Source organism: Rhodoferax bucti, from assembly GCF_005876985.1.
Lineage (GTDB): Bacteria > Pseudomonadota > Gammaproteobacteria > Burkholderiales > Burkholderiaceae_C > Allorhodoferax > Allorhodoferax bucti.
In genome coordinates, this window is record NZ_VAHD01000001.1 from 1,199,223 (window position 1) to 1,219,621 (window position 20,399).

The window sequence follows — 20,399 nt, forward strand, 5'->3', positions numbered from 1 at the left end:
CTGCCCGGAGGGCTTCCCATGATTCAAAACCCTGTACTTGCCATGACCTTAGAGGTACTGGCCGATGCCCAGAGCCTGATGGGAAATGCGCTGTCCATCACCTGGGATGCCACCAAGTCGCAAGAAAGCTACCTGAGCCGGGGGGCGTCCTGGCAGGGCTACCACGTTCCGTCGGACTTGCTGTTTGACAAGGCCAGCCGCTTGCGGCTGATGGAGTTGGCGCCGCTGTTTTCGCACGAATTTCACCAGGCCTTGCAGCGCCGCATGCTGTCCTCACTGAGCATGGTGCGCAGTGATGCGGCACCGCGCACCCGCTCGCCGGGCGAGGGGCGGGTGGACGGGGAGTTGCAGCTCTCCACCGATGCCGAGCTGATCCGCAAAGTGGGCACTGGCCGCATCGTGAATGTGCTGGAAAGCGTGTGCGCGGCGGAGCTGGAGGTGATGGTGGGTTTGCAGATCGAGTGCCTGCGTTTTCACAAGGCAACGCACAACCCCTTCAGCGCCGCCAATTTCGCGGGCGCTCTCATGCAGGCCGTGGAGCGCGCCATTCCGGATGAGGCGTCGCGGCAGGTCTTCTTGCAAGTGCTGGTGCCGGCATTCGCACAGGCATTGCAGTACGCCTTGCGCTTTTATGCCAAATCGCTGTCACGCAAATTGGCAGCCCTTGCACCGCCACCGGAACCCCGTGCAAGCCGCCGGACGAGCTGGCATATGGATTCACAATACGAACCCACCGTGCCTTCAGCCCTGTGATGGAACGGTGAGGGAGAAAATCAAAATGAAAAAGACCACGAAACTCAAGCATTACCTATCCGCCCTGCGTACCTGGGCACGCCGCGAGGGCCAGGCTCCCCGCGTCCGCATCATGCGCCTGCTGGCAGAGCGTTCCCTGGAGCCGGTGTTTCAACCGCTGGTGGACTTGCGCAGCGGCGTGCTGCTGGGGCACGAGGCGCTGATCCGCGCGCCCCGCAGCCTGGAGGTGAGCGGTTTTGATGTGCTGCTTCAAGCCGCCCAGACAGAGCGCTGCCAGAAGAATTTTGAGTTGGCCTGCCTGGAGCTGGCCATGCAGCAATGGACCGCCCAGAGCGGCAAAGACACCTTGTTTGTGAACATCAGCGCGGCCACGCTGGTGCAGTTGCAGGAGTCGGACGCCAGCGGCATGCTGCTGCACCTCATGCGCAAGCACAACATGTCGCCGCGCCGCATGGGCTTGGATATTTCGGGCTACACACGGGTGCCCCAGCTGGAGGTGCTGATACAGGCCCTGCGTCCCCTGCGGGATGCCGGCGTGACGATTGCCCTGGACGATTTCAAGGCCTCGGAAAACAGCATGAAAGTCTGGGCCAAGGTACTGCCTAATGTGATCAAGATGGCCCCGCGCTGGACCCACAACATCGGCGTGGACGCGGAGCAGGGCCGGGTGGTCAGCAGCTTGGTGCGCCTCACGCGCAACCACAACGCTTTGCTGGTGGCTAAATCGGTGGAAACCGAAGCTGAGCTGCGCGCCCTGCAGGCCCTGGGGGTGGATATGGCACAAGGCTACTTTTTGGGCAGCCCCGCAGAGGCCCCCGTGCGCTCGCTCAACCTGCGTGCCCGCGAGGTGCTGCGCACCCCCGAAGCAACGCCTGCACGCGGCCCCCAAGCCACGGTGCCGGGCAAGCCCGCCAAACCCCCAGTGCTGGACACCCGTTACCAACTGCTGCACTGAGCCGGCAAGCCGGGGTGTAGGGCCCTGGCGATTTCAGGGTGGGGTGTTGGCGGCCTTCAGCAAGGCCAGCAAGTCCTGGATGCTGGCGTTCAGGGTGTTGAGGTTGTCTTCCCGCTGGCGGCGGGCAAAGGCATGCCAGGCCGTGATCGACAGGATTTCCAGCTTGCCGTAAGACAGTTTGAGCCAGCCGTGCTGGGCCAGTTGCTGCACATACTCCGAGAACAAGGTCCGCGACACCCCGCACAGCGAGGCCAGGGTGTTTTGCGAAATCGGAATCTCTACCCCTTCGCCGAACCCTACGGTGGGCGGCCGGTCCGAGTGGTAAGCCAGTGCCTCGGCGAACTGGGCCAGGCCCATGACCACCCGCATGCAGGGGTTGCCCAGTTTCATGAGCGTGAGGGTTTCGGAAGTTTTTTGCACCCGCCAGGCCATCAGCTTGGCTACGAAGCGGGCGAAGTTGGGCTCGTTCACAAACAAGTGGTCAAAGCGGGCGGCGGGCAGGGTCAGCACCTCGGTACCGGTAAGGCACACATAGTCCGCAAAACTCGGTTTGCGGTTGATGATGGACTGCTCCCCGAACCACGCACCCCGGCCGTAGATGGAGATGGGGGTGGACTCCGAGTTGGTGGTGGGCACCGAGGCCGACACCAGCCCCTGGATGATGAACATCCAATGCCCCACCTCGGCACCTTTGGTCCAGAGGCGCTTGCCCGCGTCATGGGCCTGCACTTTGACCAGCGGCGCGGTCTCGAGAGCAAGGGCGTCGCTCAGGCCCAGTCTGCGCAGCTGTTTGTACACGTAGCCATTGGCCGCAGAGCTCACCGGTTGCACGCAGACTCCAAATAAATGTGATCGGCTATTTTCGCGGGAAGCCTGCGCGAGGGGAAGGAACTATTGCTGATTTACGGACTTTTACAGCTTGGGCCGCTGCGGGGCGCCGCAATGTCAGGCTTTGAAGTGGTCAAAGCTGGTCCATGCGCCTTGCAGCGGGGTGCCATCGGCCGCCAGCACGCGCACGCCTGCGCCGGTGGTGATGCGTCCGATGCGCGTCACCGGCGTGGCCGTGGCATGCCCTGCCTGCACCACCTGGTCGCGTTGCCCGGCAGGCGCGGTAAAGACCAATTCGTAATCGTCGCCCCCGCTCAGCACGTGGCGCAACACTGTGGCGTCCAAGTTGCTTTGAGGATCAAAATGGCCGCTAGCGCTCGCTGAATGTGCGCAAGCAGCTATCAAATGCATAGCGGTTGATGCATCCAGCTCGGCCCCCACGCCACTGCGTTTCAGGATGTGGCCCAGATCCCCCAGCAGCCCGTCGCTGACATCCGCGGCCGCACTGGCGATACCGCGCAGGGCCTGGCCCAGGGCCACCCGGGGCGTGGGCTGCTCCAGCCGCTGGCGGGCGGTGGCCAGCGTGGCAGGGGGCAAAGCTGTGTGGCTCAGCAGTGCGTCCAGCGCCAGGGCGGCATCGCCCAGCGTGCCGCTGACCCACAGGTCGTCCCCCGCGCGGGCGCCGCTGCGCAGCAGGGCCTGGCCCGGGGGCGTTTCGCCGAACACGGTGATGCACAGGTTCAGCGGGCCCTGGGTGGTGTCCCCACCGACCAAGGGGCAGTGGTGCCGGTCTGCCAGGGCAAACAAGCCCTGCGAAAACGCCTGCAACCACGCCGGGTTTGCCGAGGGCAGGCTGAGGGCGAGCGTGAAACCCAGGGGCGTGGCCCCGCACGCCGCGAGGTCGCTGAGGTTGACGGCCAGCGCCTTGTGGCCCAGGGTGGCGGGGTCTACATCGGCAAAGAAATGCCGGCCGCTCACCAGCATGTCGCTGCTGATGGCGAGTTGCATGCCCGGGGTGGGTTGCAGCAGGGCGCAATCGTCGCCAATGCCCAAGACCACCTGAGTGGGCAAGGGATGGCCGGCGCGCTCGAAGTAGCGCGCAATCAGCTCGAACTCGCCGACGCCGCTCATTCCCTGGCAGGCCACAAAAAGCTCAATGGCGCTTGGCGAAGGCGCTGCCAGATGCTGCTGCGGATGCGCGAGCGGTCGATGCCCGACACGTTGTGCGCCTGCAGCGCCACCCGGAAGGCCAGGTAAAAGCTCACGCCCACATTGAGCAAGCCGATGAAAGGAATGCTCGCCACAGCCCACCACAGGGCCGGGTTGCGCACCACCTCCCAGCCCAGCGCGGCACAGGCAGCGCCCAGTTGGCCGGCCGACAGGGTGACGTGGCGCACATCCAGCGCCGGGCCGATGAAGGCCAGAATCGCCGGCACCAGCCCGAGCATGAAGCCCAGCGAAATGTTGGCCGCCAGCCCGGAGATGTGGTGGCGCATGAAGTGGGCCCAGCGGTCGGCACGGGCGGCGCCCAGCCACGCGGTGATGCGCGGGTTGTAGCGGATGGCCGAGTCCAGCCGGTGCAGCACAAACCAGTTTTCCACCCAGCCCGCCACGATGCTGCTGGAAAACAGCAGCACCCCGGTGAATGCCGCAAACAGCAGCGAGGGGCCCAGCAGAGTCAGCGAGTGCAGCACGTAGTCCGCCTTCTCCGGTGAAATCATGGGGGAGCCACTCACCCCAAACAGCGCCACCGACAACAAGGCTGCAGCCGGAAACACCACCACCACGTTGCCGATGACGGCCGCCACCTGCGAGCGCACCAGGTGCGTCACTTCGTCCACAAAGGCCTGCAGGGCCTGGGAGTCTGAAATGTCTTTGAGCTTGGCGGCCATGGCCGGCGCCGTCATGGCGGGCTGCTTGGTGGCCAGCGTGAAGTGCAGCATCTGGATCAGCACAAAGCTGGCGGCGTACATCACGCTCGACCAAAAGCCGTACCAGAAGGCCGACAAGCCCAGCGCCATGATGCCGAACTTCATCGCGGTGGTCAGCGCGGTGAGCGCACCGCCGCCAGCGGCATTGCCCAGCATGGCGCGGTATTCCGCATGGTTACGGGTGATGTAGTGCTCGCCGGTTTCCGAGCTGCGCTCGGCCACTTTGGCCGCCAGCAGGGAAGAGTTGGAGGCAATCAAGGCGCCCACGCTGCGCTGCTCCTGGCCCACGCTGGCCAGGTGGGACAGCAGGCGCGCGGTGGCGATGTGGCCATCGGTTTCCAGCAGGCAGTCCAGCAGGGCGCGCACCCGCAGCACCCGCTCGCGCAGCTGGCGCAGGCGGAACACCAGGTCCACCGAGATGCCATGCGCATCCAGGTGGCTGTACACGGTGGCTGCCGCGTGCCGGCAGGCGTCGAGCTGGCTGCGGAAATGCAGCACCGCCTCAGAAGTGTCGGCGCCTTGCAGCCAGGTGTCCAGCACCGTGTCGAGGTCGGTCGCCAGGGTGTGAAACGGGCTGCCGTCGCGCAGCGGGCTGCTCATGCGCAGGCGCATTTCCTGCGAGAAGCCGGTGGCGCGGATCTGGCTGATGCAAAAGGTCAGGGCGTTGAGTAGCGTGTACTGCCACACGGTCACTGCCCGGGCCGCAGCTTGCACCTGGCCGGGGTGTGCCGGGGCGGGCAGGGTCAGCAGCTCGGCCAGTTGGTCCAGGGTGGCAGCGGGCAGGGCGGCAATCCAGCGAGCGTCGCGCGGGTCGTGCAGCACCAAGGCAAACAGCTCGGAAGCGTCGTTGGTTTCGGGGGTGGCCGGCAGCAGTTTGCGGTTCAGGCGCTCGACCAGTTCGCTCATAAACGCGTTGCGCGAGCCGAAGCCGTAGTCCGACAGCAGGGTGCTGCCGTCCACCGTGCCCAGCAGCTCGGCCCACCAGGCGCGCAAGATCTCGGTGGTGGCAGGGCGGGCGCGCAATATATCCAGCAGCAGGGCCACACGGGCCACGGCGGGTTCGGGGGCGTCTTCGGTGCCGCGTATCCAGGTGAACAGGCGGATCAGCCAGATGTGCCGCTCTACCGGGCTGCCATGTGCGCCGAATTGCTCCAGCAGGGTCGAGATGTCTTCGCGTGCCATGGTGGGCGCGTTAGTGCAGCGTGCGCGGGCCACCCGCGTCGCTCAGGGCGTCCAGCACAAACATGGGAATGTCGGTGTCAAACTTTTCACCGTCCTCGGCCACGCAGAAAAAGCTGCCGTGCATGGTGCCGGTGGGGGTGCGCAAGCGGGTGCCGCTGGTGTATTCAAACGCTTGCCCGGGTTTGAGCAGGGGTTGCTGGCCTACCACGCCCAGGCCTTTGACGCGTTCGGTGTGGCCGTTGGCGTCATTCACATTCCAGGTGCGGGAGATCAATTGCGCCGTCACATCGCCGATATTGGTAATGGTGATGGTGTACGCGAACACATACAGATCGTCCGCCGGTGCGGACTGGTCCGCCAGATATTGGGGTTTGACTTCCACCAGAAATGCGTATTTGGCCATTGGGCAATGCTACCTGCGAAAATGTGCAATTCGAAATACCCCCACAAACCCGAAACCCCACCCTCTGGACGTCGTTGTCATGATCTACCGCATTGCCCCCTCCATCCTCTCCGCCGACTTTGCCCGCCTGGGCGAGGAAGTGAAAAACGTGATCGCCGCGGGTGCGGACTGGATCCACTTTGATGTGATGGACAACCACTATGTGCCCAACCTGACCTTCGGCCCCATGATTTGCAGCGCCTTGAAGCCCCATGCCAAGACCGCCGAAGGCGTGGCCGTGCCGATTGATGTGCACTTGATGATTTCGCCGGTGGACGCCTTGGCGGCCAGCTTTGCGGAAGCGGGTGCGGACTACATCAGCTTTCATCCCGATGCCTCGGGCCATGTGCACCGCAGCGTGCAGGCTATCAAGAGCAAGGGTGTGAAGGCCGGCCTGGTGTTCAACCCCGCCGAGCCGCTGGATGTGCTGGACTGGGTGATTGACGACATCGACCTCATCCTCATCATGAGCGTGAACCCCGGTTTTGGCGGACAGAGCTTTATTGACTCGGCCCTGCGCAAGATCGAGGCGGTGCGCAAGCGCATTGATGCCAGCGGCAAAGACATCCGCCTGGAGGTGGATGGCGGCATCAAGACCGACAACATCCGCCGCGTAGCCGATGCGGGTGCCGACACCTTTGTGGCCGGCAGCGCCATCTTCGGCAAGCCGGACTACAAGGCGGTGGTGGACGCCATGCGCGTGGCACTGGCGGCCTGAGCCACCTTCACCCCCAAGCCCTGACACCGGTGACCGATTTGGACACCCCCGCCCCCTGGACCGATCGGGTCCGGCACTATCTGAGCGGCACCTGGATGGATGGGCGCAGCACGCACCAGCGGGTGCGGCTGGCCATGTACGGGGTGCTGCTGTTGCTGGTGGCTTTGGGGGTGTTGCGGGGCGTTTTGTCGCAGCAATGGCAGGAGGACCGCCAGCTCGATATCGAGGTGCTGGAGTCCATCAGCGAGCAGCGCCTGCTCGCGCAGCACCTGGGCCTGCGGGTGCAGCAGTTGCAGAACACCGCAGTCGGGCCGGCGCAGCTGGCGGTGGTGCGGGCCTCGGGCCGCAGTTTGCAGCAGGAATCTGCCCGGCTGGATGCGCTGGTGACGCTGCAAGCCGGGCGTGCGCCCCTGTCATCGGTCGCAGCACTCAGCGGCTTGCAGGAGTGGCGCGACAGCCGTGAGGCGCTATGGCCCCGCTTGGAGGCCTTGCTGGCAGTGGCGCCCGGCGAGCGGGCCGAGGCGCAGGCGCGGGTGTTGGACTTGCAGGCCGCACTGCAGCGGGCCGAAATGGCCGTGGCGGCGCTCACCCAGTCGCTCAACACCGACATGGAGCAGCGCAGCCGGCGCCTGGTGACCGCCATCTGGGGCATTGTGGGCGGCATCGTGTTGTTGGCGCTGCTGCTGGCCTTGGCGGTGGTGGAGCCCACGGCCCGCGCTGTGCGCCGCCAGCACGGTGTGCTGTCACAGCAGGCCGACCGGCTCAAGCGCCTGGCCATGGTGGCCGAACTCAGCTCCAATGCAATTGCCATCACCGATGGCGCCCACCGGGTGGTGTGGGTGAACCAGACGTTTAGCGACCTCACCGGCTACTCGCAGCGCATGGCGCGCAGCCGCCGCATCGGTACCTTGCTCAAGGCCCGCAGTGCGGACCCCACCCACTTCACCGAATTCACCGAGGCCCTGGCGCGGGGCGAGGGCATCAAGCGCGAAGTGCGGGTGGTCACCCGCAATACCGAGCTGGGCTGGGTGCTGGTGGACATGCAGCCCATCCGCGAGCCGGATGGCAGCATGTCGGGCTGGGCATTTGTGGCGACCGACTTGACCGAAGTGCGCTCCCAGCAGGAGATGTTGTCGCTGGCCGTGTCGGGCGCCGGCCTGGGTATCTGGCACTGGGACCTGGTGTCGGACACCGTGGGGTGGAACGAGCGCATGGAGCACATGCTGGGCTACCCGACCGGCAGTTTGACGCCCCGCTCTGCCACCTGGGCCCAGCTGGTGCACCCGGATGACCTGCCGGCTTGGACCGACTCCATGCGCCAGCACTTGCGGGATGAAACTCGGGAGCACCGCATTTCGGTGCGGCTGCGCCAGCACTCCGGCCGCTGGGTCTGGATTTTGTTTGCCGGCCGCGCGGCAGACCGGACGGTGCAGGGGCGGGTGCTGCGCTTGGCCGGTGTGGCGATGGATGTGAATGCCCAAAAAACGCTGGAGCAGCAGCTGCGCACCGCTGCCCGCACCGATGACCTGACGGCCTTGCCCAACCGGGCGGTGATGCTGGAAATGATCCGCGCAGCCATCGCCCGACGCAGCGTGGAGCCGGGCTACCACTTCGCGGTGCTGTTCATGGACTTTGACCGCTTCAAGCAGGTCAACGACACTCTGGGCCACACCGTGGGCGATGCGCTGCTGCGGCAGATCGCCCGCCGCCTGGAAGACAGCCTGCGCCCCGGCGATGCGCTGGCCCACGGCGGTGACTTCGACAAAGTGGCCGCCCGCATCGGTGGCGATGAGTTTGTGGTGCTGCTTGACAACATCCGGGGCGATCTGGATGCGATCCATGTGGCCTCCCGCCTGCTCGATGTGCTCTCGGCCCCCTACCTGGTGGAGACGCACCGGGTCAGCTCGACGGTGAGCATCGGCATTGTGAGCAGCATCCATGTGGAGTCCGATGCCGACAGCGTGCTGCGCGACGCCGACATTGCCATGTACGAAGCCAAACGCACCGGCCGCGCCCGGTATGTGATGTTTGAGCCCGGCATGCGGTCGCAGGTGAACGACTCGGTATCGCTCGAAAACGACCTGCGCGATGCGCTGGCCCAGGGCGAAATGCATGTGGTTTTTCAACCGCTGGTGCATTTGCCGGGGTACGCGCTGGCCGGCATGGAGGCGCTGGTGCGCTGGCGCCACCCGGTGCGGGGCGCGGTGTCGCCGGTGGACTTTATTCCGCTGGCCGAGGCCTGTGGCGTGATCGGGGCACTCGGGCAGTTTGTGCTGCTGGAGTCTTGCCGCACCTTTGAGATGCTGCAGCAAACCCTGGGGCCTTTGGCACCGCCGACCTTGTCGGTCAACCTGTCGCGTGCACAACTGCGTGAGCCGGGGCTGGTGGCGGATGTGCGCGATGCGCTGCGCACCTTCCAGATGGAGCCGCACCAGCTGGTGCTGGAAGTGACTGAGAGCCTGGCCGCCCAGGACGCCCAGGTGCACAGCACCTTGCAGGCGCTGCGGGCTATGGGGGTGGCCTTGGCGCTGGACGATTTCGGCACCGGCTACTCCTCGCTGTCCTGCCTGCACGAGCTGCCGGTGCATGCGGTCAAGATTGACAAATCCTTCATCAACCAGCTGGGCGATAGCCAATACCACCGCGTGCTGGTGGAAGCCACACTGCGGGTTGCTCAGACACTGGATTTGGGCACCGTGGCCGAAGGCATTGAGACCCGCGAGCAGGCCGAAATGGTGGCCGGCATGGGCTGCTCCAAAGGGCAGGGCTACTGGTTCGGCCGGCCTATGGACGCTGCCGCCCTGGTGGCCTGGGTACAGCAACGCAATACGGATACCGCATGACTTTGACGACACACACGCCCTGGCGGCGACAGGATTGGGACGCGATCATCGTGGACCTGGACGGCACCATGGTCGATACCCTGGGCGATTTTGTACAGGCCTTGCAGCGCATGCTGGGGGATTTGCCCGAGCCTTATGCCTCGTATGTGCTGGACAAGGACCTGGTCGAGCGCTGCGTGGGCAAAGGCTCTGAACACTTGATAAAAAGCGTGCTAGCGCACATCCAGCCTGCGCCAGCAGCTATGGAAAATGTAGCGCTTTACGAATCGGCCTGGGCCAGCTACCAGCGCCACTACCCCGCGGTGAATGGCCGCTTTTCAGCGGTGTACCCTGGTGTGGTCGCCGGGCTGGACGCCTGGTACCGCGCCGGGCTGCCCCTGGTGTGTGTCACCAACAAGCCCACGACCTTTGCCCGGGCGCTGCTGGCAGACAAGGGCTTGGCGTCGTATTTCGGGCTGGTGGTGGGTGGGGACGCCGTGGCCCGCAAGAAGCCGGACCCTATGCCGCTGCTGCATGCCTGCGAGCAACTGGGGGTGCAGCCCGCTCGCACGCTCATGGTGGGCGACTCCAGCAACGACGCCCAGGCGGCGCGCGCCGCAGGTTGCCCGGTGTTGCTGGTGAGCTATGGCTACAACCATGGCGAGCCGATCCGCGCGGTGGATGCGGACGCCTACGTGGACAGCTTGGCCGAGCTGCAGTTCGCTTAAAAGGTTTCCCAATCGTCGTCACCCCCGGCGGGCGTGGCGCGGCTGCTGGTTTTGGGCGCACTGGCAAAGGACTCTGCAGCCGGCGCTGCGCCGGGGCTGGTCGCCGTGGTGCGGCGCTCTGGCCCGGCAAAGTTTGTCAGCTTCGGTGGGTTGGCCCGCACCGCCGCTTTGGGCAGCGGCGTGGTGAGTTGGGTGCTGCCGGCTGCGCTGCCCATGGGGGCGCTGGCTTTCGGCGGCGGGGTGTGGGGGCGGTTGCTGTGGCCTTCGTCCCCCAGCTTGAACACCGCCACCACCTGCACCAAGTCATTCGCCTGACTCTTCAAGCTGCTGGCCGCCGCCGCCATTTCCTCCACCAAGGCCGCGTTCTGCTGCGTGGTCTGGTCCATGGACGTCACCGCTTCACCGACTTGAGACACACCTGCGCTTTGCTCTGAGCTAGCGGCGCTGATTTCTCCCATGATGTCGGTGACTCTGCGGATGCTGCTGACGACTTCGGTCATGGTTTCACCGGCTTTGTCTACCAGACTGCTGCCCTGCTCTACCCGCTCCACGCTGGCGTTGATCAGGGTTTTGATTTCTTTGGCGGCTTCGGCAGAGCGTCCTGCCAGAGAGCGAACTTCAGAGGCTACGACGGCAAAGCCCCTGCCTTGTTCACCCGCCCGTGCGGCTTCTACCGCTGCATTGAGGGCTAGGATGTTGGTTTGGAAGGCAATTCCATCAATGACGCTGATGATGTCTGCAATCTTGCGGCTGCTCTCGTTGATGCCTTTCATGGTCTCCACGACCTGGCTGACCACTTCTCCGCCTTGAATCGCCACGGTTGAGGCATTCATGGCGAGTTGGTTGGCTTGGCGGGCGGAGTCGGCGTTTTGTTTGACGGTGGAGCCGAGTTCTTCCATGCTCGCTGCGGTTTCTTCCAGGGCGCTGGCTTGTTGTTCGGTACGGGCCGAGAGGTCGTTATTGCCTTGGGCGATTTCGGCGCTGGCGGTGGCGACCGCATCCGCGCTGGATTTCACCGCGCGCACCGTGCGGCCGAAGCTGGCCTGCATTTGCTCCATGGACTGGAGCAGCTGCACCGTCTCGTCACTGCCGGCGGGGTGGATGCGGGTGTGCAAATGGCCATCGGCCAGTGCGTTGGCAATGTCGGCAGCGTGTGCGATGGGGTGCGACAGCTCTTTGGCCAAAAAGATGGCGCCAGCCACCAGCAGCAGGGTGGAAATCACCCAGGCCACCAGGACCTGGATCTTGGAGCTGCGCACCTTGTCCTGCGAGAGTTTGCGCGTTTCCTCCACACTTTTTTCAATCGCATCGGCCTGGGCGCCCATCTGTTTTTCCAGCTTGGCGAAGGCCTCCTGAAAGCTGTCGATCGTGGCGCCGGCTTCAATCAGGTCTTTGGCCGCCATCTCCTGGGCCTTTTTGCCGTGGGCGATGTAGTCGGTCACCATGGGCTTGGTGGTTTGCAGCAGCGCCTTTACCTCCGGGGGGAGTGGCTTATCTTCCAGCTCCCGAATGGCGTCTTCAAAGGCTTTGGCATGGGTCTGCAGGTCTTTGCTGGCTTCGGCCATTTGGTCGGCATTCTGGGTGCTGGCGCCTTGCACCAGCAGCAGCACATCGCCCCGGATGGCGTCGTGCATCATGTCGGCGTCCTGGCTGCTGCGCAGCGCGTTGGACATGAGCTCGGAGTCGGCAATGGCGTCTGCCAGGTGCGCGGTTTGCAACAAGCCGATACCGCCGACCAAGGCCGAGGCCACGATGCCGACCAGCCCGAGTGCGACGATTTGGTGCTTGAGTTTCATGAGGGTGTCTCTCGGGCTGTGGGTAATGCCAAATTATGCAAAGTTTAGGTTGCTGATGAAAATTTATTTGTTTTAAATACAGAAACCATTTCAACCAAATTTCGTGCCTGCTGCTTGAGGCCGGCCGCAGCGGCGGCCATTTCTTCCACCAAGGCCGCGTTTTGCTGGGTGGCCTGGTCAATGCGGGTGACGGCATCGCCCGCCTGGGATACGCCAATGCTTTGTTCGCCGCTGGAGGTGCTGATCTCGCTGACCATGGCGCTCACTTCGCGGATCGCGTCCACCACTTCTTTCATGGTGTGGCCGGCTTGCGCGGCTTCGGCGCTACCACGCTCCACTTGCTCCACGCTGGAGCCGATGAGCCCCTTGATTTCTTTGGCCGCTTCTGCCGAGCGGCCGGCCAGCGAGCGCACTTCGCTGTCGACCACCGCAAAGCCGCGCCCTTGCTCGCCCGCGCGAGCCGCCTCCACCGCCGCATTCAGCGCCAGGATGTTGGTTTGGAAGGCAATGCCGTCAATCACACCGATGATTTCCGCAATCCGGCCGGAGGACTGGTGGATGCCGCCCATGGCGGCCACCACCCGGTCCACCACCTCGCCGCCCCGCACGGCTACTTGCGATGCGTTGCTGGCCACCTGGTTGGCGCGCACCGCGCTGTCGGCGCTGCGCCCTACGGTGGTGCCCAGCTCGTCCATCGACGCTGCGGCTTGCTGCAAGGCGGAGGCTTGTTGCTCGGTGCGGTTGGACAGGTCCTGGTTGCCTTGGGCGATTTCGGCACTGGCGTGCGACACGTTTTCTGCGCCTTCCCGTACCTGGTTGACCAGCTGCGAGAGGCTGTGCTGTATGGTTTGCAAAGAGCGCAGCAGGGCGGCGATTTCATCCCGCCCCTCGGCGCGCAGCGTCGTGGTGAGGTCCCCGCGCGAGACGAGGTCGGCCGCATGCACGGCCTCGCTCAAGGGCCGCACGATCTGCCGGCTCAGCCAGATGCTCCCGCCGAAGCCGATCAGGGTGACCGCCACCATCACGCTATAGGCCAGCATGCTTCCGCGTGCGGCGAGGGCACTGGCCCCCTCGGAGGCGCGGGCCTCTTGCTCGGAGAGGTGCTTGCGCAGGTCTTGCAGCAGGGTGGCGGCTTCGCGGTCTTTGCCCCGGGCAGCTTTGTCGCCTGTGGCGAAATCTAGGTCGCTCGATTTGTAGGCCTCGAACGCAGTCTCATACCCTTTGGCGGCCGCACGCATGGCCTGGCTCAGTTTGGCGCTGGTGGCCTTGCCGGTTTCGTCAGCCATCTCCAGTGCGAGGGCATCAATGCCCTGAATGACTTTGGCCATTTCTTTCTGGTGGGCGGCCCAGTAGGTGTCGAGGTCTTTGGGGTTCTTTCCGCGCAGGAGCACGTTTTTCCACTCCTGGACGGCGACGGAGAACTGGCTGGAGATGTCGGCCGCTTTTTTGTTGGCGTCCACGTGATGCAGGACGTCGACCCGGTAGGTGCTGACTGCATGGTTGACGGTGGCAATCCCGAACACCCCACCCACAAACAGCAGCGTTAATGCCAAGGCAAACGCCAACGGAAGTTTCAAGCTGAGTTTCATCCGAATCCCCTATTCAGTGTTTTTTGTGTACTCCGTGCGCGGCCCAATCTACATGGAAGCGCCGGGTTTGTCACTCGAGCAAAAAAAGGCCGGCATATCGCTATGCCGGCCTGTGAGGCTTGGAGTAAACCGGAGATACGCTTATTTGCCGCCCAACATGGCTTCTTTGAGCTTGAAGTCGGCGGGTGAAGGGCCGAACCAGATAGACATGATGGCCTTGAAGAACTCAGGCTCCTTGAAGGGCTCGCCCTGCACCTTGCCTTTGGCGGTGATCACCATGCCGGTGTCGGGAATCCAGTCGAGGTGAATAACGTCGCCGGGCATCAGGGCCTTGTTGACGGTGAAGATGTCGCCCATGCGGATCAGGCCGGGCACCAGCTTGGACATTTCGTTCTTGGGCACGTTGTCCTCCACGCCGCGGGTGAGCAGCTTGCCGAAGGGGCCGGCCTCGATCTCGCGCAGAAACGTCATGCTCAGGCGCTTGGGGCCGGGGGCGGCCACGAGTTCTTCAAGGGAGGTGACTTTTTGTGTCGTGTGCAACTCGCCCACATACACCTTGAAAATGGCCTTGTAGCGGATGCCCGCGCCATTGAGCTGCAACTTGGTACCCGCGACCGTGATGTTGTCTTCCACCTTCACGCCATTGATGTCTTGTGCGGCCCCGGCCCCGGTGGCGGCGCATAAAGCAATCAAACCGGCGGCGAGGGCGTGGAACAGGGTCATGGGATACCTTAAAAGAACGGTCGTTCGTTTTTGAGAATGCTGGATTGTGCAGTCGCACCCGCAAAAGTGCATCAGGGTTTTTGCGGGTGACGTGCGAAGAGTGTGCGCCAGACGGGGTCTGTTTGCTACACTGTGCCCATGTTTATCCACCACATCAGCAGAACAGGTTTGAGCGACCGGGGAGCCTGGCCCTGGCGTACCTTGTCTGTTGTGCCTGGGCTCTGATACCTGCCGGCCGCACCTAGCGGCTATCGCGCACGGTTTGTGAGCTTTGCGCGGTCAAGTGGCACGGATTCCCCTCCGATCTATTGCGCGCACCTTTTCCGGGTTTGAGGCCTCGCCTGCAAGCCCCCCGTGAATAGATTGTTTGAGAGGCGCAGCCCCCCGATGACTGAATCTGAATTTCTGGCCCTGCAGCAGCAAGGCTACAACCGCATTCCCTTGAGTACCCAGGCTTTTGCGGACCTGGAAACCCCGCTTTCCGTTTACCTCAAGCTGGCCCGCAATGCCGGCGACGCCGAACCCGCTGCCCACAGCTTTTTGCTGGAATCGGTGGTGGGCGGCGAGCGTTTCGGCCGCTACAGCTTTATTGGCCTGCCCGCCCGCACGCTGGTGCGCGCCAGTGGATTCGGCGCCGCAGCCCGCACCGAGGTGGTGACGGACGGCGTGGTGGTGGAAACCTCTACCCTCAATCCGCTGGACTTCATTGCCCAGTACCAGCAGCGCTTCAAGGTGGCGCTGCAGCCCGGCATGCCGCGCTTTTGTGGTGGCTTGGCCGGCTACTTCGGCTACGACGCGGTGCGCTACATCGAGAAAAAGCTGCAAGACAGCTGCCCGCCCGACGAACTGGGCACACCCGACATCCTGCTGTTGCAGTGTGAAGAGTTGGCGGTGATCGACAACCTCTCCGGCAAGCTGCACCTCATGGTCTATGTGGACCCGGCCACGCCCAATGCCTATGCTGCCGGTCAGGCGCGCCTCACTGAGCTGAAGGCCAAGCTGGCGCAAGCAGTGAGCGCGCCCGATATCAAGCCCTCGCAAAGCTTTGAAGCCCAGCGCGACTTCGCCAAGGCCGACTACATTGCCGCCGTGGAGCGCGCCAAAGAGCTGATCGCCGGGGGCGACTTCATGCAGGTGCAGGTGGGGCAGCGCATCAAAAAGCGCTTTACAGCATCCCCCTTGAGCCTGTACCGCGCGCTGCGCACGCTGAACCCCAGCCCGTACATGTACTTCTACAACTTCGGCGACTTCCACGTGGTGGGCGCGTCGCCCGAAATCTTGGTGCGCCAGGAGCAAATTACTGCCGGCGACAAGTCCGGTACCAAAGTCACCATCCGCCCCCTGGCCGGCACCCGCCCACGCGGCGCTACGCCGGAGCTGGACAAGGCCGCCGAAGTCGAGCTGATCAACGACCCCAAAGAGCGTGCCGAGCACGTGATGCTGATCGACCTGGCCCGCAACGACATCGGTCGCATTGCCGAAATCGGCTCGGTCAAGGTGACGGACGCTTTCATCGTAGAGCGCTACAGCCACGTGATGCACATTGTGAGCAACGTGGAAGGTACCTTGAACCCCGGCATGACCAGCATGGACGTGCTCAAGGCCACCTTCCCGGCGGGTACGCTGACCGGCGCACCCAAGGTGCACGCCATGGAGCTGATCGACCAGCTGGAGCCCATCAAGCGCGGTATTTACGGTGGCGCCTGCGGCTACTTGAGCTACGCGGGTGACATGGACGTGGCCATTGCCATCCGCACCGGCATCATCAAAAACGAAACCTTGTATGTGCAAGCCGCTGCTGGTGTGGTGGCCGACAGCGTGCCCGAGCTGGAGTGGAAAGAAACCGAAGCCAAAGCGCGTGCGCTCTTGCGCGCCGCGGAGTTGGTGGAGGAAGGTTTGCAATGAACACCGCACACAAAGTCCAACCCCAAGCAAAACACTGCAACACCATGGCCGAAGTGCGCAGCCACATTGACGCACTCGATGAGCGCATCACCGCGCTGCTGGTGGAGCGCACCCACTACATGAGCCAGGCCGCGCGCATCAAACAGGATGTGACCAAGGTGCACGACCAGGAGCGCATTGAATTCATCGCCGCGCGCGTACGCCGCATGGCGGCCGAGCTGGGCGGCCAGCCTGACGTGCTGGAAGCCGCCTACCGCGCCCTGATGGACGCATCTATTGCATTTGAGCACCGGGAATTCGCCCGATTGCGGGAAGGAGCAACAGCATGAAACTCGTGATGATCGACAACTACGATTCGTTTACCTTCAATATCGTCCAGTACTTCGGTGAGCTGGGTGCGGAGGTGGAAGTGTTCCGCAATGACGAAATCACGCTCGAAGGCATTGCCGCACGCGGCGCCGATCGGTTGGTGATTTCCCCCGGGCCGTGCTCGCCCAATGAGGCGGGCATCTCGGTGCCCGCCATCCAGCATTTCATGGGCAAGCTGCCGATCCTGGGCGTCTGCCTCGGGCACCAGAGCATTGGCGCTGCGCTGGGGGGCAAGATCATCCGTGCGCAGGAGCTGATGCATGGCAAGACCAGCGTCATCACCACTACGCAAGAAGGCGTGTTTTCCGGCTTGCCTGAGAAGTTCACGGTGAACCGCTACCACTCGCTGGCCATTGAGCGCGCCAGTTGCCCCAAGGAACTGGCCGTGACCGCGTGGACCGATGATGGCGAAATCATGGGCGTGCGCCACACCGGCCTGCCGCATGCGGTGCGCATGGAGGGCGTGCAGTTCCATCCGGAAAGCATCCTCACCGAGCATGGCCACGCCATGCTGAAGAACTTCCTGCAATAAGCGGTAGGCAAGCAGCTATGGTTTTGATAGCTGCTTGCGCATACTCCACGAGCGCTAGAGGCCGGAATGAATACTAAAACGCAGTTGATTGATGGGAGCTTGAATGCAAATTGAGGTTAAACACCCAACGGTGGAAGAGGTATTCACAGCGTCTTTTTATGAAATTCCAGCTTTTCAACGGGAGTACGTTTGGAAGGAGGCCCAGGTTAGTTCTCTCCTGAGTGATGCACAAGACGCTCTCTTTGATGAAAACGGCTCTCCCACCACGGGTGAGTATTTCATTGGAAGCATCGTGGTCTATTCAAGTGCAGATGGAGTTTTTCAGCTTATCGACGGGCAACAGAGACTCACCACGCTGTTCATTTGTCTTTGCGCCATTCGCGACGCTAGGAAGCAAGCGGAAGATGTTGAGTCGGTCTCGTTTCTTCAAGGAATGATTCAAGATCAATATCAGACGTTGGAAGGCACAACAGGAACGAGACTCCGACTAAAGCCTTTGTATGAGGACGCTGGGGATGTTTTGGAGTCCATTGCACTCGGCCAATTCGGTTGCTTAACGGATGGTAAAGGACTGCCCAACTCTGCTCGCAACATGATTCATGCCTATGAAACTGTTTCCGAGTTTTTGCAGGAGCAGTTCAATGGTGATGCGACTGCGATCCGAAAATTTCAAGCACATCTGACAAAACGCGTTAGGTTGGTTCGCATCCAAACTGCAGGTATCAGTGATGCGTTGAGAATATTTGAAACCATTAACGATCGTGGCGTGGGTCTTAACGCCCTGGATTTGTTGAAGAACTTGCTGTTCATGCAAGTCAAAAAGAAAGACGACTTTGACAAGTTGACTTCGATTTGGAAAGACATGGTTCACACCATCGAAAAGACCGGACGAGGCGAGAAACCACTGCGGTTTTTGCGTTACTTCATGATGGCGAATTTTGCCAATGCGCGCAAAAAAAATAAACCGTTGACCGAAGATGACTTGTACGAATGGCTGTCTGACAACAAAGACGCTATTGGTATTACTTCCAACCCGATTGCATTTGCAAAAAGGTTGCTGGTATCTGCGCAGGCCTATCGAAAGTTTGTCACTGAGCCCGATTTCCACCTTTCAAATATTTATGCACTCTCCGGCCGCGCCCGGCAGCATCTGATCGTGTTGCTGGCGTGTGAGGTGCTGGAAGGTAGCAGTCTTTCTGTAGTCACTCGCCAGTTAGAGCGATTGCTGGTGGCCTACGTGTTGGCGCAAGAACCCACAAAGGCGCTTGATTTAATTTTTGCGGACGAGGCGCCAAAGTTGCAAGCGTGGATTGCGCACCACTTGGGACAATCAGATTTCGGCAGTGCTTTGAACGCAATGTTGGACGTTTGGGTCCAAAGAGAGATTGATCGACTGAATCCCCGAATTGAGGCTGCTCTGGATCGCCTGGGTTTGGATCGAAAAACTACTTGTCGTTTTGTTTTGTGGAGGCTTGCGCAGCAGCTTGAACTTGTCGCGGGTAGCCCTCTTGCCGACGCGCCTATCGGGCATTTTGCAAAGTTTGAAGTGGAGCATGTTTTGCCCAATACGCCAACGCAGGAACATTTGAACAGCTTTGACCAAGAGGCGGAGTACGGCGCTTACAAGCAGCTTCTGGGCAATTTGACCTTGCTCGAGAAGCCGATAAACGCCTCAATCGGACAGGATTTTTTCGCTTTGAAACGTATTGAATATCAGAAGTCAGGCTTGTTCATGACGAAGTCGCTGTCGGAGTCTCAGTCGGTAGGTGTGAAAACTAGCTTCGGGCGTGCGGCTAAGCTGCTATCTCAGCACGCAGTGTGGTCCAGCGCAGCTATTCGTACTCGACAAGCGGAGTTCGCACGGCTTGCGATGGATATGTGGGGCTTTGCGCGGAAGTCCGCGCTGTGACTTCTGTGTGTAATCTCACCGAGCATGGCCACGCCATGCTGAAGAACTTCCTGCAATAAGCGGTAGGCAGGCAGCTATGGTTTTGATAGCTGCTTGCGCATACTCCACGAGCGCTAGAGGCCACTATGACCAAAATTGTTGATTTGCGCAGTGACACCGTCACCCAGCCCACCGCCGCCATGCGCGCGGCCATGATGGCCGCCCCGCTGGGTGACGACGTGTTTGGTGACGACCCCACGGTGAACGCGCTGCAAGAGAAGCTGGCTGCGCTGCTGGGCTTTGAGGCCGCGCTCTTCATGCCTACGGGCACGCAAAGCAACCTCTGCGCCATCCTGGCGCACTGTGGCCGCGGCGATGAGTACATCGTGGGCCAGCTGGCCCACACCTACCGCTACGAGGGCGGTGGCGCCGCCGTGCTGGGCAGCGTGCAACCCCAACCGCTGGTGCAGGATGCCAGCGGCCAGATGGCGCTGGCCGACATTGCCGCTGCCATCAAGCCCGACGACTGCCACTTCGCCCGCACCCGCTTGCTGTGCCTGGAAAACACCTGGAATGGTCACCCCATGCCAGCGAGCTACCTGCAGCAGGCCAGCGCGCTGGCGCGCGAGAAAGGCCGGGCCGTGCACCTGGACGGCGCGCGCCTGTTCAATGCGGCTGTGGCCTCACGCCAGGACGGCGAAACGGCGCTGGCCTCGGCCAAACGCATCACCAGCTACTTCGACAGCGTGTCGGTCTGCTTCAGCAAGGGGCTGGGCGCGCCGGTGGGCTCCATGCTGTGCGGCAGCAAGGAGCTGATCGCCCGCGCACTGCGCATCCGCAAGATGGCCGGTGGCGGCATGCGCCAGGTGGGCCTGCTGGCCGCCGCGGCCAACCATGCGCTGGACCACCACCTGGAGCGCCTGGCCGACGACCACGCCTTGGCCCAGCGCCTGGCGCAGGGGCTGCAGGGCATCAGCGGCCTCGCCGTGCGCTCGGACCAGACAAACATCGTCTTTGTCGACGTGGCCGACGGCCGCGGCCCGGACCTGTTGGCGCACCTGAAGGCGCAGGGCGTGTTGGCCACGGGCCTCATCGGCCTGCGCTTTGTCACGCACTTGGATGTGGACGTGGCCGGCATTGACCATGCGCTTGCCAGTATTCGCACCTTCTTTGACCAGCCTGCCACCGCAACCGCCGTCCCGGCAGCGCGGGGCGCGGCCGTGTACTGAAGCGACGCC

General features: G+C 62.7%; 17 protein-coding genes. 10 read left to right on the plus strand and 7 right to left on the minus strand.

Translation table 11 applies throughout. The features are described 5' to 3' along the window. Nucleotides 1-18: 18 nt before the first annotated feature. Nucleotides 19-753 carry a hypothetical protein gene (locus FDM28_RS17620; RefSeq protein ID WP_170211611.1) on the plus strand — a complete coding sequence of 245 codons (735 nt, stop codon included), beginning with the start codon at nt 19-21 and terminating at the stop codon, nt 751-753. Nucleotides 754-778: 25 nt separating this feature from the next. Further along, nucleotides 779-1,708: an EAL domain-containing protein gene (locus FDM28_RS05785; RefSeq protein WP_170211614.1), complete on the plus strand. Its 930-nt coding sequence runs from the start codon at nt 779-781 to the stop codon at nt 1,706-1,708. Nucleotides 1,709-1,741: 33 nt separating this feature from the next. Here the strand turns inward: FDM28_RS05785 and FDM28_RS05790 are convergent, their stop codons facing one another. From FDM28_RS05790 to apaG, 4 genes are all read right to left on the minus strand, one after another. After that, the gene (locus FDM28_RS05790; RefSeq protein WP_240791900.1) at nt 1,742-2,539 is read right to left on the minus strand and encodes a Crp/Fnr family transcriptional regulator; all 798 of its coding nucleotides are present in this window, start codon (nt 2,537-2,539) and stop codon (nt 1,742-1,744) included. A 114-nt stretch (nt 2,540-2,653) separates the two neighbouring features. After that, complete coding sequence (gene thiL, locus FDM28_RS05795; protein ID WP_138514290.1) at nt 2,654-3,667, minus strand: thiamine-phosphate kinase; 1,014 nt, start codon at nt 3,665-3,667, stop codon at nt 2,654-2,656. Next, the gene (locus FDM28_RS05800) at nt 3,664-5,649 is read right to left on the minus strand and encodes a site-specific recombinase (protein ID WP_138513901.1); all 1,986 of its coding nucleotides are present in this window, start codon (nt 5,647-5,649) and stop codon (nt 3,664-3,666) included. Before FDM28_RS05800 ends, thiL begins: the two co-directional genes overlap by 4 nt. A 10-nt stretch (nt 5,650-5,659) precedes the next feature. Further along, the gene (gene apaG / locus FDM28_RS05805) at nt 5,660-6,052 is read right to left on the minus strand and encodes a Co2+/Mg2+ efflux protein ApaG (RefSeq protein WP_138513902.1); all 393 of its coding nucleotides are present in this window, start codon (nt 6,050-6,052) and stop codon (nt 5,660-5,662) included. Between the two features lie 79 nt (nt 6,053-6,131). Here apaG and rpe point away from each other — a divergent pair, with 79 nt between their 5' ends. Genes rpe through gph form a run of 3 tightly spaced genes read left to right on the plus strand, consistent with a single transcriptional unit; the run spans nt 6,132 to nt 10,359 of the window. After that, nucleotides 6,132-6,809: a ribulose-phosphate 3-epimerase gene (gene rpe, locus FDM28_RS05810; protein WP_138513904.1), complete on the plus strand. Its 678-nt coding sequence runs from the start codon at nt 6,132-6,134 to the stop codon at nt 6,807-6,809. 29 nt (nt 6,810-6,838) lie between these two features. Next, nucleotides 6,839-9,652 (plus strand): putative bifunctional diguanylate cyclase/phosphodiesterase, encoded by a 2,814-nt coding sequence (locus FDM28_RS05815; RefSeq protein ID WP_138513907.1) that lies wholly within the window; start codon nt 6,839-6,841, stop codon nt 9,650-9,652. After that, complete coding sequence (gene gph / locus FDM28_RS05820; protein WP_138513909.1) at nt 9,649-10,359, plus strand: phosphoglycolate phosphatase; 711 nt, start codon at nt 9,649-9,651, stop codon at nt 10,357-10,359. The genes FDM28_RS05815 and gph overlap by 4 nt, the downstream gene beginning before the upstream one ends. On the opposite strand, the gene FDM28_RS18105 is transcribed toward gph, so the two are convergent. The 3 genes from FDM28_RS18105 to FDM28_RS05835 form a co-directional block, all read right to left on the minus strand. Continuing rightward, nucleotides 10,356-12,155 carry a methyl-accepting chemotaxis protein gene (locus tag FDM28_RS18105; protein WP_138513911.1) on the minus strand — a complete coding sequence of 600 codons (1,800 nt, stop codon included), beginning with the start codon at nt 12,153-12,155 and terminating at the stop codon, nt 10,356-10,358. The genes gph and FDM28_RS18105 overlap by 4 nt on opposite strands. A gap of 44 nt (nt 12,156-12,199) precedes the next feature. Next, a complete protein-coding gene (locus FDM28_RS05830) occupies nt 12,200-13,744 on the minus strand; it encodes a methyl-accepting chemotaxis protein (RefSeq protein ID WP_138513913.1) in 1,545 nt (514 codons plus the stop codon). 141 nt (nt 13,745-13,885) lie between these two features. Continuing rightward, a complete protein-coding gene (locus FDM28_RS05835; RefSeq protein ID WP_138513915.1) occupies nt 13,886-14,467 on the minus strand; it encodes a chalcone isomerase family protein in 582 nt (193 codons plus the stop codon). Nucleotides 14,468-14,854: 387 nt separating this feature from the next. On the opposite strand from FDM28_RS05835, the gene trpE reads away from it, so the two are divergent. The 5 genes from trpE to ltaE all read left to right on the plus strand — a co-directional run bounded on the left by trpE (nt 14,855) and on the right by ltaE (nt 20,390). Next, nucleotides 14,855-16,372 (plus strand): anthranilate synthase component I, encoded by a 1,518-nt coding sequence (trpE, locus tag FDM28_RS05840; RefSeq protein WP_138513917.1) that lies wholly within the window; start codon nt 14,855-14,857, stop codon nt 16,370-16,372. Beyond that, nucleotides 16,369-16,701: a chorismate mutase gene (locus FDM28_RS05845; protein ID WP_138513919.1), complete on the plus strand. Its 333-nt coding sequence runs from the start codon at nt 16,369-16,371 to the stop codon at nt 16,699-16,701. Before trpE ends, FDM28_RS05845 begins: the two co-directional genes overlap by 4 nt. Further along, complete coding sequence (locus FDM28_RS05850; RefSeq protein ID WP_138513921.1) at nt 16,698-17,273, plus strand: aminodeoxychorismate/anthranilate synthase component II; 576 nt, start codon at nt 16,698-16,700, stop codon at nt 17,271-17,273. Before FDM28_RS05845 ends, FDM28_RS05850 begins: the two co-directional genes overlap by 4 nt. Nucleotides 17,274-17,376: 103 nt before the next feature. After that, the gene (locus FDM28_RS05855; RefSeq protein WP_138513923.1) at nt 17,377-19,182 is read left to right on the plus strand and encodes a DUF262 domain-containing protein; all 1,806 of its coding nucleotides are present in this window, start codon (nt 17,377-17,379) and stop codon (nt 19,180-19,182) included. A gap of 125 nt (nt 19,183-19,307) precedes the next feature. Continuing rightward, nucleotides 19,308-20,390, plus strand: coding sequence for a low-specificity L-threonine aldolase (ltaE, locus tag FDM28_RS05860; RefSeq protein WP_138513925.1), 1,083 nt, complete (start codon nt 19,308-19,310; stop codon nt 20,388-20,390). The last annotated feature ends 9 nt before the right edge of the window (nt 20,391-20,399 follow it).